This is a genomic window from Streptomyces sp. NPDC050997, assembly GCF_040660135.1.
Lineage (GTDB): Bacteria > Actinomycetota > Actinomycetes > Streptomycetales > Streptomycetaceae > Streptomyces.
Genome location: NZ_JBFAGK010000009.1, coordinates 330,581 through 343,945 on the forward strand (window position 1 = coordinate 330,581; position 13,365 = coordinate 343,945).

Sequence of the window (13,365 nt, forward strand, 5' to 3'; positions counted from 1 at the left end):
AGGTGCCGGCTCGGAAGCGGAGTACTCAGAAGCCGCCGTACGCCTGGAGCTCGTAGACGCTGCCGCCGTTCCCGCTGGAACCGGTGACAGTCAGGCGCAGGTAGCGTGCGGTGACGGGTTTGTCGGCGAAGGAGTAGTCGGCCCACGACGAGGTGGGGTCGGATGTGTGGTCCGCGAACATGGACCAGGTCGTGCCGTCGGTGGAGTACTCCAGGCGGTACTTGTAGCCGCCGGCCTTCTCGAAGGTGGTCACCACGCTGGAGACGCCGGTGTCCTTGCCCAGGTCGACCTGGATCCAGGACGGGTCGGGCAGGCCCGAGCCCTGCGCCCAGCGAGTGGAGGGATTCCCGTCCACAGCCTTCTCGGGCGCGTAGTCGTTGGAGTACGACGACGAGGCGGTGACCTGCTTGTTCAGGGCCAGGTCGTGGTCGGCCGGCGTGGTGACGACAGCCGCCTTGCTGGGGTCGGAGGCGTTCAGTGCCTCGTCGCGTGCCACGACGGTGAAGGAGTACTCCGTGTCGGCGGTCAGGCCGGAAACCCGCAGGGTCGTGGCGTCGGTGACAGCGATCCGCTTGCCGTCCTGGTAGACGACGTAGCTGGTCACGCCGGTGTCATCGGTGGCCGCGGGCCAGCTGACATCCACCAGGCCGGGCAGCAGCGGCTTGACCGTGGGCTGTCCCGGTGCCGTAGGGGCCGTGTGGTCCGTGACGGTGCTGGGAGTGCCGTAGACCTGGAAGTCGTAGATGCTGCCGCCGTTCCAGCTGGATCCGGTGACGGTCAGTCGCACGAAACGGCCCGTGACCGGATCGTCCGTGTGGGCGTAGTCGGTCGCCGCCGTGGTGTTCGCGGCGGTGCGGTCCGCGAGCGTCTTCCAGTGGACCTCGTCGGGTGACACCTCGATGCGGTACTTGTACCCGCTGGCCTTCTCGAAGGTCGTGATCGCGCCGTTCACGTCGTACGACGCACCGAGATCGACCTGGATCCAGGACGGGTCGGGCAGGCCGAGGCCCTGCGCCCAGCGCGTGGACAGATCACCGTCCACCGCCTTTTGGGGAGTGTTGCCCTCTGAGTACGACGAGGCGGTGATGGACTTCTTGAGGGCGAGGTCCGTGCCGGAGGGCATGGTGACGTGCAGTGTCGGGCTGGGCTCGGACTCGTTGCCGGCGGCGTCACGGGCGGTGATCTGGAAGGCGTACGTCTTCCCGGCGGTCAGGCCCGAAAGGCGCACCGAGGTCTTGCCGGTGGCGCTGATCAGCTTGCCGTCCTGGTAGACGGAGTAGCCCGTGACCGCGGTGTCGTCGGTGGATGCCGCCCAGGAGAGGTCTGCCACCGTCGGGAAATCGGCGGCCGCGGTCGGAGTGCCGGGCTTGCTGGGCGCCTGGTGGTCGGAGACCTCGGGGCCCGGGTCGAGGTGGCGGTAACTCGGCTGGAGGCCCGCGTTGTTGACCACGGAAGCCGGCAGTTGGCCGCAGGAACCCACAGTGGTGTTGCCGCTGATGGTGCTGCCCGTGCTGTTGGCCTGGGCGGAGTAGGCAGGCTGGGTGGTGAAGTTGCCCGTGGCGTTGATGTCCATGCCGTGGTTGAGGAACAGCCACTGGTACGCGACGTCGCACAGAACGTTGCCGGTGTTCGTCCAGTACCGGCTGCCTTCGTCGTGGTAGATCGCGCCGTAGGCGGGTGACGGTATGCCGTGGATGTAGTTGCCGGACACCACGCCGCCGGGGTTGGTGCTGAGTGTGTAGATGGCGCCGCCGTCGGCCTGCGACTTCATGATGTCGTAGATCTCGTTGTCCGTGACCTCGGTGTCGCGGCTGGTCGTGGGGGTGTCCCAGATCGGTACGCCCAGATTCCCCGGGGAGTAGTTGCTGTTGCCGCCCTGGTCGGTGAGGCCCCAGCCCCAGCCGACGGAGATGCCGGTGTAGGGCAGGTCGTAGACCTTGTTGTGGGTGATGGTGGTGTGGTCGGTGTAGCCGGCCAGGATGCCGATGGAGCCGTTGTACTGGTCGGCGACCTTGGTGACCACGTTGTTGTCGACCCTGGTGTCCTTGGTGATGTCCCGGGAGTCGTCGGGGTGGGCGTCGATCACCTCGACCCCGCCGATCTGGATGCCGGTGGCGGCGATCTGGCGGAAGACGTTGCCCGTGATGTCGGAGCCCTGGGTACCGGTGTTCAGGTTGAGCCCTACCGCGCCGAGATGGGTGAAGGTGTTGCCCTCGAAGCCGATGCCGTGGCCGTAGTTGACATTGACGGCGCCGGGCGTCTTCTGCCACTTCAGGCGGGTCGCGTCGAAGTCGGGGTCGTTGCCGACCATCCGGAAGCCGGCCTGGCCCTCGATGAGGCCCTCGGAGGAGCTGGGCGCGAGCCAGGTGGAGTAGGAGAAGGTGATGCCTCGGAAGGACACGTTGCTGACCGGGTCGGTCCTGGTGCCGTTGATGTCCACCAGGTCCTGCACGAGTGGCACGGTGACGGTCGCGGTGGACAGGTTCTGGTCGGCCTTGGGCATGTAGTAGATCTCGCCCTCGCCCTTGTCCAGGTACCACTCACCGGGTGTGTCCAGCAGTTCGCGGGCGTTCTCCAGCCAGGTCGGGTTCTGGATCTCCTGGCCCTGCTGGAGATGGGCGTTGTGCCAGCAGGGCTGCTGCATGGTCATCTTGTTGTCGGCGATCGACTGCACGGGGCAGCGCATCAGCTTCCAGCCCCAGGAGCTGACGACCTCCAGGTCCGAGGGACGCTTGTAGGTGTTGAGGCCGGAGTCCGTGAAGGCGTAGCCGGTGGACGTCTTGCTGAAGCCGGAGGGGTTCTTGGCGCTGCGCGCCCGGGTCTCCAGTTCGCCGTCCACATAGAGCTGGCGGGTGTCGATGTCGCCCACCTTGGCCTTGTAGACCCGTCCTGCTCCGTCGGCCGGAACCCAGCCGGTGATCCGCTCGCCTCCGCTGATCACCGGCTGTGCGCCGGGGGCGGCCTCGTAGACGATCTTGTGTCCGTCGCGGCCGGAGTCCCGGGCGGTCAGGGCGAACGTACGGCTGAGCCGGTAGGTACCGGACATGAGCCGGACATGGATGTCGCCTTTGGCTTTCTGCTTGACGTCGCGCACATAGTCCCGCGCGTGGTCGAGCGTCCTGAAAGGGTGTGCGGCGCTACCTGAGCCCACGTCCCGGCCGGTGGGAGAGACATAGACATCGAGGTCCGGCGATCGCGGAGCCGCCTGGGCCGGCACGGCATTCAGCAGGGCTGCCACCGCGGCCACCGAGACGGCGGCCGTGAAACTTCTTCGCAGCGGCGCGAAGACGCCCCTGCGCGCAGACGGATGAAGCATACGTATCCAATCGCCTGAGGAGGTGATACCTGGGAGTCCCGGTCGTCCACCGGAACTCCCAGGGCGTTGGACGGCTCGGCCGCTGTGCTGCCGCACATGCGGGGTCAGCCGGTTTACGAGGCTGCTGCCTCCGCGGACGGCGGTGGAGCCCCGGTGCTGCCGTTCTTCGAAGTCCCCGGAGGTCCCTCAGCGGCCGCGTGAGCGCCCGGACCGAACAGCCGGTCGCGGATCTTCTTCTCGAACTGGCTCTGCGTGGTGGCGATGTGTTCCACCATCAGCCGCTCGGCGAGATCGGCCGCCCCCGCGGCGACCGCCTCCGCTACGGCCACATGCTGCCCCGCGGCGACCTCCAGCGATCCGGGCACATCGCCGTGGAAGAGCAGCACGTCGGACTGGGATGCCAAGCGCCTCACACCGGCGACACTCGACCTCAGGAACACGTTGTGCGAGGCGGCGCCCACCGAGTCGTGGAAGGCAGCGTCAGCCTTGGCGAAGGCGTCCACGTCGTTCTTCGTGGCCGCTGCCAGGGAGCTCTCCGCGCTCTCCCGTATGGCCCGGACCTCGATCGGAGTGGCGAGGGAGGCGGCACGGCGTGCTGTCTCCGACTCGATCACCTTGCGGTAGTCCAGGAGCATGCGGACGTCTTCCATGCTGGTCGGCCGGAAGTGCGAGAGTTCGTCGTCCAGCAGCCCGCCGACCGACGCGGCGACGAAGATACCGGCGCCTCGCCGCACATTGAGCCGGCCGATGGCGGCCAAGACCTTCACGGCCTCCCGGGTGACGTTGCGGGATGCTCCCAGGATCTCGGCCAGGCCCTGTTCGGTGGGGAGGCGGTCGCCGGGCCGCAGGTTCTCCTGGGCGATGTAGTTCAGCAGTTGTTCCGCGACCAGTTCATATCCCGGGCGGTAGGGACGTGACGCCACGTCATCTCCCTTGTCAGGAACCTGTGTTGACTCGCCCAAGGCGTGCCCCCTCTTGCCACCACTGATTAATCTGGTTCATTTATGGTGGCCAATATGGCACTGCCGCTGCACGTTGGGAAGAGATCGGACAGATCTGAGGCAGAAGCCCTGCAAGGATGCGGTCAAAGCGGAAGAAACTACGCATTTCCGTCAGGATGTTGCACAGAATAGATCCCATCCTTAAGGTCCTGCTTGCCAGATGAAGCAGATCCATCCTCACGGAATCGGCGGCGGCCACCAGCGGTATGGACGGGCTGCGGCTACAGAAGGCGGACTGATGCAAGTACAGCGCTTCGCTACCGTGATTCGGCTGCGTCCGGAGAAGGAGGAGGAGTACCGCGCACTCCACTCCGCCGTGTGGCCGGACGTCCTGGCAGCCCTCAGGCGTGCCAACATCGGCAACTACTCCATCTTCCTGCGGGACGGCCTGCTGTTCAGCTACCTCGAGTACACGGGCACCGACTACGCCGCGGACACCGCGGCGATCGCCGCCGACCCGATCTCGCGCGAGTGGTGGGCCCTGACGGACCCGTGCCAGCGGCCCCTGGACACCGCGGCCGAGGGACAGTGGTGGGCCCCCGCGGAGGAGATCTTCCACCTTGACTGAGAGCTCACGTACGCCGGAGCCGTCCGCGCCCTCTTCGGTGGGTCGCCGCCAGTTCGGCGATACAAGGTCGCCGCACCTCAGACAGTGCTCCCTCGGGACCGATCGAGGCCCTCGTGGAGCCCCCCGACGCCGCCCTCATGGTGGCCGCACGCACTTCCGCACACAGAACTATGGTGTCCCACCACATGTGCCGCTGACCTGCGTATTCCTACGGTATGGCCACACGAACACGTCCCCGCCAACCGCTTGGAAGTGGTACCGATGTCTTCCCCCGCGACCGCTCCCCCAGCGCCGGAAACCCCCGCCAGCCTCAAACGCATCGTCGCCGCCAGCCTCATCGGCACCACCATCGAGTGGTACGACTTCTTCCTCTACGGCTCCGCGGCCGCCCTCGTCTTCAACAAGCTGTTCTTCCCGGACTCGGACCCGCTGGTCGGCACGCTTCTGTCGTTTCTGACGTATGCCGTCGGGTTCGCCGCCCGTCCGTTGGGTGCGCTGGTCTTCGGGCACTACGGCGACCGGCTGGGCCGGAAGAAACTGCTGGTGCTGAGCCTGCTGTTGATGGGCGGGGCGACCTTCGCGATCGGGCTGCTGCCGACGCACGCCACGGTCGGCAGCGCCGCTCCCGTGCTGCTGACCGTGCTGCGGCTGGTGCAGGGGTTCGCGCTGGGCGGCGAGTGGGGCGGCGCCGTACTGCTGGTGTCCGAGCACGGGGACGCGCGGCGGCGCGGCTTCTGGGCCTCGTGGCCGCAGACCGGCGCGCCCGCGGGACAACTCCTCGCCACCGGCGTGCTGTCCCTGCTGACCGCCGTTCTGTCGGACAGCGCGTTCGGCAGCTGGGGCTGGCGGATCCCGTTCCTGCTCTCCGGTGTGCTGGTGGTCGTCGGTTTGTGGATTCGTCTGTCTGTCGATGAATCGCCGGTCTTCAAGCAGGCGTTGGCGCAGGCCGAGGCCCGCAAGGCGGCACAGGCGGAGCCCGAGAAGCTGCCGATCGTCTCCGTGCTGAAGCATCACTGGCGGGATGTGCTGGTGGCGATGGGCGCACGTATGGCGGAGAACATCAGCTACTACGTCATCACCGCCTTCATCCTCGTCTACGCCACCACGTCGGCCGGCGTCTCCAAGCAGACCGCGCTCAACGCCGTGTTGATCGCGTCGGCCGTGCACTTCGCGGTGATCCCGGCCTGGGGCGCCCTGTCGGACCGTGTGGGCCGCCGTCCCGTCTACCTGCTGGGCGCGGTCGGCGTCGGCCTGTGGATGTTCCCGTTCTTCTCGCTCGTCGACACCGGCGGCTTCGGCAACCTGATCCTCGCGGTGACCGTCGGCCTGGTGATGCACGGGGCGATGTACGCGCCTCAGGCCGCCTTCTTCTCCGAGATGTTCGCGACCCGGATGCGCTACTCCGGGGCTTCCATCGGCGCCCAGTTCGCCTCGGTAGCGGCGGGCGCGCCCGCGCCCCTGATCGCCACCGCGCTGCTGGCCGACTACGACAGCTCCACCCCCATCGCGCTGTACGTCATCGCCGCGGCCGTCCTCACGATCATCGCCGTGGGCGTGGCCAAGGAGACCCGTCATCGGGACCTGACCGATGTGGAGCCCTCCGCGGACGCGGAGCCCACCACCGCCGAGGCGGCGGACGCCCGCGCCGTCTGAACTCCCGCCGCCTCCACCAGGCCCGAGCCGGCGAGTCCGAGCCCCCCGGGGGGCAAGTACGAGCCGACAGGTCCGATCCGGCCCCCGTACGTTCGAGCGTACGGGGGTCAGCCTCGTCCCCCGCCCGACAACCGGTGCAGCCTCAGGGCGAGTTGGATCTCCAGGGCCCGAGCGGGGCTCTGCCAGTCGTCGCCCAGGAGACGCGCGACCCGCTCCAACCGCTGAGCGACCGTGTTCACATGGACGTGCAGTTCGTCCTTGGTGCGGGCCGGGCTCATCCCGCTCGCGAAGTAGGCGTCAAGGGTGCGCACAAGGTCGGTGCCACGCCGTTCGTCGTACGCGACGACCCGGCCGATCGTACGGTCGACGAAGCCCGTGATGTCCCGGTCCCCGGCCAGCAGGAGGCCCAGGAAACCGAAGTCGTCGGCGGCGGCCCCGTCACCTGAGCGGCCGAGCAGCCGTAGGGCGTCGAGGCAGCGTCGGCCTTCCTCATAGGCGGTGGCCACGGCGTCCGGGTGGGTGGCGAGGTCCGCGACGGGGGCGGAGGCTCCGACGGTGACCGACTCGTGCACGGCGGTGCCGAGGTGGCGGGCCGTGCGGCGGGCCACCTCCGTCGCGGTGTCGCCCGGCTCCAGCGGCAGCAACAGGACGGTGCCGCCGTCGCGGGCGGCGGCCAGACCGTGCCGGGTCGCGGCGAGGTGGGACGCGGCGGACCACAGACGCCGGCGTGCGGCCGCCTCCTGGTCGGCGTCGGCCGCCGTACCGTCCAGGCGCGCGGCGAGCACCACATGGGTGGCGTCGAGATCGGCGGACAACCGGGAGGCCCGCTCGCGCAGCAGCCGCGGGTCGCGGTCCCGGACGTCCAGCAGGTCGTCCAACAGCTCGCCGCGCACCCGTTGTTCGGCCTCGGACGCGGAGCGTCGGGCGAGCAGCAGCAGCGAGGTGACCATGGCCGCGCGCTCCAGGGTGCGCTGGTCGACGGGGTCCAGTCCCGGGTGGCCGCGCAGCACCAGCGCGCCGAGCAGTTCACCGCCGGCGGCCACGGCGGCGATCCAGTCGTCCGCGTGCCGTACCGCGTGTCCCTCGGCGCGGGACACCTCCACGGCCCGGGCGGGTGCCGCGGCGGGCTCGGTGAACTCGACCGTGCCGTCGAGGACTTCGGAGACGGCGGCGGCCACGTCGTGGACTCCGCCGCCGCGCAGTACGAGTTCGGCGAGGCGGTCGTGGACGTCCGAGGCCCGTTCGATGACCCCGCTGCGGTCCCGGATGATCTCGTTGGCCCGCTCCAGGTCGCCGAGTGCGGAGCGGGTCTCGGTGAGGAGGTTCGCGGTGTCGATGGCGGCGGCGGCCAGCGCCGCGAAGGATCCGAGCAGAGCGATCTGCTCCCGCTCGAAGACCCGGGCCCGCCGGTCCGCCGCGAACAGGACCCCGATCACATGGGGCCCGAGCATCAGCGGCACCCCGAGGATGGCGACCAGGCCCTCGTCGCGCACGCCCGCGTCGATGACGAGGGTGTGCTGGAAACGGGCGTCCTTGAAGTAGTCGTCGGTGACGTACGGCCTGGCCGTCTGGGCGACGAGGCCGCCGAGTCCCTCCCCCATCCCCAGGCGCAGTTGCTGGAAGCGGGCCGCGACCGAGCCTTCGGTGACCCGCATGTAGGTGTCACCACGCGCCGGGTCGTTGAGACTGAGATACGCGACGTCCGTGCCGAGCAGCGAGCGGGCGCGTTGCACGATCGCCTGCAGGACCGCGTCCAGGTCGCGCAGTCCGGCCAGGTCATGGGCGGTCTCGAAGAGCGCGGACAGTTCGGCCTCCCGTCGGCGCCGGCCCTCCAGCTCCGAGCGGACGCGCAGCGCCAGCGGCTTGACCGCTTCCAGCGCGGCGATCTCCTCGGCCGGCCTCCCCTCGGCACGGGCGATCAGCACCGGCTGCTCATAGGCGTCGGCGGACGCACCCCGGGCGAGGAGCTCCAGGAACGGCGCCTCGGCGCTGCCGGGCGCGCGCGTCTCACCGCTGCCGGACACGGACAGCTCGCCGCTGCCGGACTCTGGCGCGGTGCCCGCACCGGCGAGGCCCGGCGCCTCGGAACCGTCGCTCGGCGCGCTCCCGCCCGGCCTGCTGTCATAGGGCCCGCCGTCGGCCGACGCGTCTACGGCGGACGCACGGGCGTCCGACGCGGCGGCACCGCCGGTACCGACTCGTTGGCCTGATTGCACGTGATCGCGGGACATGCTCACAGGATTCCCCATCGTCCGGCCGTCCGTTCCGCCCTGTGGAAAACTCCGCGGGCGACCGGGGTCCGACCGCTCAGTGGGCGGTCCAGCCGCCGTCGAGGACGAGCGAGGTGCCGGTCACGAAGGAGGCGTGCGGCCCGCACAGGTATGCCACGGCCTCCGCGACCTCCTCCGGCTCGATCAGCCGCTTGACCGCGCTGTCCTGCAGCAGCACCTCGGCCAGCACCCGTTCCTCGGGGATGTCGTGTGCCCGGGCCTGGTCGGCGAGCTGTGCCTCGACCAGTGGCGTGCGCACATATGCCGGGTTCACACAGTTCGAGGTGACCCCATGGGCCGCGCCTTCGAGGGCGGCCGTCTTGGACAGCCCCTCCAGACCGTGTTTGGCGGTCACATAGGCCGACTTGTAGGCCGAGGCACGCAGACCGTGTACGGAGGACACGTTCACGATGCGGCCCCACCCCTGCCCGTACATGTGGGGCAGGGCGCCGCGGATGAGCCGGAAGGGTGCCTCCAGCATCACGGTGAGCATGGTGTGGAAGACGTCGGGCGGGAACTCCTCGATGGGGCGCACCAGTTGCAGCCCGGCGTTGTTGACGAGGATGTCGGTGCCCGCGGCGGCGAGTTCGGCGGCCTCCAGGTCGGTGAGGTCGAGCACGTGCGCCTCGACGGTGCCGGCGAGGTCCCGGCCCTGGTCGGCGAGCGTCTCAAGACCGGCGCGGTCCCGGTCGACCGCTCTCACCTTGGCCCCGGCGGCGGCGAGCCGCAACGCGCAGGCGCGGCCGATGCCGCCGGCCGCACCGGTGACGAGGGCGGTGCGGCCGCCGAGGTCGAGGGTGGAGGAGTGGGTTCCCGGAGGGGCACTACGAGCGGTCATGTCCCGACCCTAGGCAGCACCCGTCTCCCACCCCATATGGTCACCACCCATACTTCACTCGGAACTCGTGGGGTCGAACCATGTGGGTGTGCCCGACTGTGCCTGCTTGATCCTCTGCAGCGCGAACTCGTTCAGCTCGGGCAGGCCATCCACGGCGAACCAGCCCACGTCCAACGACTCGTCGTCGTTGACCCGGGCCTCCCCGGAGACAGCACGGCAGCGGAAGGCGATGTCCATGAACTGGCACACATCGCCGTTGTCGTAGGTGACGGGCTTGAGGGCCTGCACGGCGATCACCCGCTCCACCACGCAGACAACCCCCGTCTCCTCCTCGACCTCCCGCACCGCGCACGCCGCCGGCTGCTCACCCGGCTCCGGAATACCGCCGATCAGCGCCCATTTGCCGGTGTCGGAGCGGCGGTTGAGCAGCACGCGCCCCTCGTCGTCGAAGACGACGACGCTGACGCCGGGCAGCCAGAGCAAGTGGTGGCCGATGGAGGTCCGGAGCGTAGTGATGAAGTCAGGAGTAGCCATGAGACCGACCCTAACGGGCCGGTCTCATCACTCGGTGATCTTCGCTGGGCGTGCGTCGGGCGTACGGCTACACGTCACCGGCGCGTCGGCGGCGCATACCGGCGCCGATCGCCCAGCCGAGTCCGCCCGCGGCGACCAGTACCAGGGCGATCTCCGGCAGGGTGCCCAGCCGCGTGGCGGGCGTCTGCGAGGAGCGCAGGGGAATCTTCTGGACCAGTGAGTCGGCCACGAACATGCCGGTCTTCTGGGTGATCCGGCCGTCCGGCATGATGATCGCGCTGACCCCGCTGGTCACCGGGACGGCGACGGTCCGGCTGTGCTCGACGGCGCGCACCCGGGACATGGCGAGCTGCTGGTAGGTCATCTCGCTGCGGTCGAAGGTGGCGTTGTTGCTCGGGACGGAGATCATCTGTGCGCCGTCGGTGACCTCGGAGCGCACGGCCCAGTCGAAGGCGGCCTCGTAGCAGGTGACCAGGCCGACCTTGGCACCGTCCATGTCGAACACACCCGGCTCGCTGCCCCGGCTGAAGTCCTGGCGGATCATGGAGGTCCAGTTCTCGTTGATCGCCCCGATGAGCGAGCGCAGCGGCAGGTACTCGCCGAAGGGCTGGATCTGCCGCTTGTCGTACCTGTCCACGGGCCCCTTCACCGGGTCCCACAGGATCTGCTCGTTGAGAAGCCTGCCGTCGCGTTCGACGACTCCGCCGACCGAGATCGGCACGCCGATCGCCCTGGCCGCCTTGTCGATGACGGCGGCCGCGTCGGGGTTGGCGAAGGGGTCGATGTCGGAGGAGTTCTCGGGCCACAGAACGAAGTCCGGCTTGGCCACCTTGCCGGCTTTGACCTCGGCGGCCAGCCGTTCCGTTTCGCGCGCGTGGTAGTCGAGCACGGCCCGCCGCTGGGTGTTGAACTCCAGTCCGGCGCGGGGCACGTTGCCCTGGATGACCGCGACGGTGGTGGTGCCGTCCTCGGCCTTGTCGCTGACCAGGGGACGTGCGGCCACCGCGCCCAGCACCGGCACCGCAACACTCAGCAGGGCAACGGCCGCCGCCGACCGGCGCACGACACGCGTACGCCGTGCCGCCACGGCCAGCCGCACGATCTCGTAGAGGCCGAAGCCGCACAGGGCGACGGCGAAGCCGAGGACCGGGGTGCCGCCCACCGCGGCGAGCGGCAGGAACACGCCGTCCGCCTGACCGAACGCGATCTTGCCCCAGGGGAAGCCGTGGAAGGGCACACGCGCGCGTGCCGCCTCTGAGGCGATCCACACCGCGGCCGCCCAGACCGGCCAGCCTGGCAGCTTCGACACCGCGGCGACGCCGGCGCCGACCAGCGCGACGAAGACCGCCTCGATGACGACCAGCGCGAGCCAGGGACCGGGGCCGACCTCCACGCCGGTCCACACCAGGAGCGGCAGCAGGAAGCCGAGGCCGAAGAGGTAGCCGAGACCGAGGCCCGCCTTCCAGCCGCGCCCGCGCAGTACCCACCCGAAGACGGCGAAGGCCGGCAGGGCCAGCCACCACAGGGTGCGCGGCGGAAAACTGACGTAGAGCAGCACTCCGGAGAGCGCCGCGACGGCGGCCGGGACGAGTCGCAGGAGCCGCGCCCCGCGTGATGCGGGCGCGGTCGGCGGCTTCAGCTGGTCCGACTCGTCCACGGAGGTTGCGGTGACGGTCACTGTGGGAGTGTACGGCGGCCGACCTCGGCGCCGACAGCGCGGCCCGTCCCGCCCCAGGGGTCATCGGCGAGGCTTCGGCCAATCGTTCCTGCACAACTCTGTCCCACTCATCCACAAACCGCCCATCAGCGGTTACGGTGTGCCCCAGTCTCTGTTCGTACGGGCCGGTAACGCCGGCACGGCCGGGGGCGACGCAGGTCGGGGGCGACGCAGGTCGGGGGCGACGCAGGTCGGGGGCGACGCAGGTCGGGGGCGACCGGGTTCGGGGGGCGGGGTGGGTTCCACGGGGATGACGTCTGCGGTTGGTCCGGAGCCGGCGGCGGGCGACGACGACAGACGAAACGGTTCCGACGCGGCGGGCGTCCTGATCCTGGGGGCCTGCGCGGCTTGGGCCCTGATCACGGCGGCCCTCCACGACGGTCGGCCGGAGGGTGTGCTGCTCGCGCTCCTGGCGGTGGCCGCCGGGTATGCCGCGGGGCGGATCTGCGGAACCCTGCTGCCGGTCGCCGCGCCGAGTGCGTGGGCCCTGGCCGGAATCGGCCTCACGGTGGGACTGCCGCACCTCTCCCCCGGGCCCGAGATCATCACACCGCTCGGGGACGCCGGTGGCGCCGCCGCGCTGCTGACCCTGTCCACCGGTGCCGCGTGCTGTGCCGCCTGGGCCACCGAGCCCCTCGTCCTGCGGATGACCCTGCGGGCGCTGGCGGCCGGGATCGCGGTGACCGCGGCCGTGCTCGGCTCGGTCGGCGGGTTCGCCGCGTGTGTCGCGGTGCTGCTGTGCTCACTCGCCGCGGGCCGGATGCGTCACCGCGGTCCCGGTATCGCCGCCCTGGCCCTGTCCGCGTTCCTGGTGGCCGGCCTGACCTGGGCGGTCGCCGGTAACGCGGTGCCGGGCGGGCTCGGCGTCTCACTGGAGGGACAGCTGACCCCGCACCGGGTCGGGCTGTGGCACGACGCCCTGAGCATGGCACGGGGGGAGCCGGCCCTCGGCGTGGGCCCGGGTCGTTTCGGCGAGCTCAGCGGGACGGCGACCCGGACGCTGCTCTCCGACGGCAAGCCGCACTCGGCGCCGTTGCAGCAGGCGGCCGAGCAGGGGGTCGTGGGCGTGACGCTGCTGGCCGCGGCCTTCTGCTGGGTGCTGTACGCGCTGTGGCGCACCCGACGTCCGACACCGGTCGCGCTGACCGCGGGGGCCGCGCTGACGGCGGTGGCGGCGATCGCCTGCCTGGGCAACGCGCTGAGCTTCACCACGGTGACCGTCGCGGCGGGGCTGTTGGCGGGGCTGGCCACCGCCCGTCCGCTGGCCGACGAGCCGACCCGGCACGAGACGACGAACGCCCGCCCTCGCGGCGACCGCCTGGCTCCGTGAACCCCGGTACGGCCCGGGACCGCGTGGCTCGTACGGCTCGGTACCCCGGGTACTCAGTGGGCTCGACGCGGCCCGGAACTCCGTATGCTCGGCGCTGCCCGGGACCCTGCTCGGAACTCCGTACGGCTCAGCGCGACC

Annotated in this window: 9 protein-coding genes; 3 read left to right on the plus strand and 6 right to left on the minus strand. The window is 70.2% G+C overall.

Features of this window, described 5'->3' with window-relative positions:
- Nucleotides 1-25 precede the first annotated feature (25 nt).
- Entirely contained in the window at nucleotides 26-3,316 is a 3,291-nt protein-coding gene (locus tag AB0H86_RS22755; RefSeq protein WP_362441489.1) for a discoidin domain-containing protein, read from the minus strand.
- Nucleotides 3,317-3,429: 113 nt separating this feature from the next.
- Entirely contained in the window at nucleotides 3,430-4,278 is an 849-nt protein-coding gene (locus AB0H86_RS22760) for an FCD domain-containing protein (RefSeq protein ID WP_362441492.1), read from the minus strand.
- A gap of 277 nt (nucleotides 4,279-4,555) precedes the next feature.
- Here AB0H86_RS22760 and AB0H86_RS22765 point away from each other — a divergent pair, with 277 nt between their 5' ends.
- Nucleotides 4,556-4,885, plus strand: coding sequence for an L-rhamnose mutarotase (locus AB0H86_RS22765; RefSeq protein WP_362441496.1), 330 nt, complete (start codon nucleotides 4,556-4,558; stop codon nucleotides 4,883-4,885).
- Nucleotides 4,886-5,146: 261 nt separating this feature from the next.
- A complete protein-coding gene (locus AB0H86_RS22770) occupies nucleotides 5,147-6,538 on the plus strand; it encodes an MFS transporter (protein WP_362441499.1) in 1,392 nt (463 codons plus the stop codon).
- Between the two features lie 107 nt (nucleotides 6,539-6,645).
- On the opposite strand, the gene AB0H86_RS22775 is transcribed toward AB0H86_RS22770, so the two are convergent.
- The 4 genes from AB0H86_RS22775 to lnt form a co-directional block, all read right to left on the minus strand.
- The gene (locus tag AB0H86_RS22775; protein ID WP_362441502.1) at nucleotides 6,646-8,769 is read right to left on the minus strand and encodes a GAF domain-containing protein; all 2,124 of its coding nucleotides are present in this window, start codon (nucleotides 8,767-8,769) and stop codon (nucleotides 6,646-6,648) included.
- A 76-nt stretch (nucleotides 8,770-8,845) separates the two neighbouring features.
- Nucleotides 8,846-9,646 (minus strand): 3-hydroxybutyrate dehydrogenase, encoded by an 801-nt coding sequence (locus AB0H86_RS22780; protein WP_362441505.1) that lies wholly within the window; start codon nucleotides 9,644-9,646, stop codon nucleotides 8,846-8,848.
- A 54-nt stretch (nucleotides 9,647-9,700) separates the two neighbouring features.
- A complete protein-coding gene (locus AB0H86_RS22785) occupies nucleotides 9,701-10,180 on the minus strand; it encodes an NUDIX domain-containing protein (RefSeq protein WP_362441508.1) in 480 nt (159 codons plus the stop codon).
- Between the two features lie 67 nt (nucleotides 10,181-10,247).
- A complete protein-coding gene (gene lnt, locus AB0H86_RS22790) occupies nucleotides 10,248-11,858 on the minus strand; it encodes an apolipoprotein N-acyltransferase (RefSeq protein ID WP_362441511.1) in 1,611 nt (536 codons plus the stop codon).
- A 289-nt stretch (nucleotides 11,859-12,147) separates the two neighbouring features.
- On the opposite strand from lnt, the gene AB0H86_RS22795 reads away from it, so the two are divergent.
- Nucleotides 12,148-13,227, plus strand: coding sequence for an O-antigen ligase family protein (locus AB0H86_RS22795; RefSeq protein ID WP_362441514.1), 1,080 nt, complete (start codon nucleotides 12,148-12,150; stop codon nucleotides 13,225-13,227).
- Nucleotides 13,228-13,365 lie beyond the last annotated feature (138 nt).

What these genes read in the sequence shown, in the direction of transcription:
- AB0H86_RS22795 (WP_362441514.1), top strand. Translation starts at nt 12,148, where the DNA reads ATGACGTCTGCGGTTGGTCCGGAGCCGGCGGCGGGCGACGACGACAGA.
- AB0H86_RS22755 (WP_362441489.1), bottom strand. Translation starts at nt 3,316, where the DNA reads ATGCTTCATCCGTCTGCGCGCAGGGGCGTCTTCGCGCCGCTGCGAAGA.
- AB0H86_RS22780 (WP_362441505.1), bottom strand. Translation starts at nt 9,646, where the DNA reads ATGACCGCTCGTAGTGCCCCTCCGGGAACCCACTCCTCCACCCTCGAC.
- AB0H86_RS22775 (WP_362441502.1), bottom strand. Translation starts at nt 8,769, where the DNA reads ATGTCCCGCGATCACGTGCAATCAGGCCAACGAGTCGGTACCGGCGGT.
- AB0H86_RS22770 (WP_362441499.1), top strand. Translation starts at nt 5,147, where the DNA reads ATGTCTTCCCCCGCGACCGCTCCCCCAGCGCCGGAAACCCCCGCCAGC.
- AB0H86_RS22785 (WP_362441508.1), bottom strand. Translation starts at nt 10,180, where the DNA reads ATGGCTACTCCTGACTTCATCACTACGCTCCGGACCTCCATCGGCCAC.
- AB0H86_RS22765 (WP_362441496.1), top strand. Translation starts at nt 4,556, where the DNA reads ATGCAAGTACAGCGCTTCGCTACCGTGATTCGGCTGCGTCCGGAGAAG.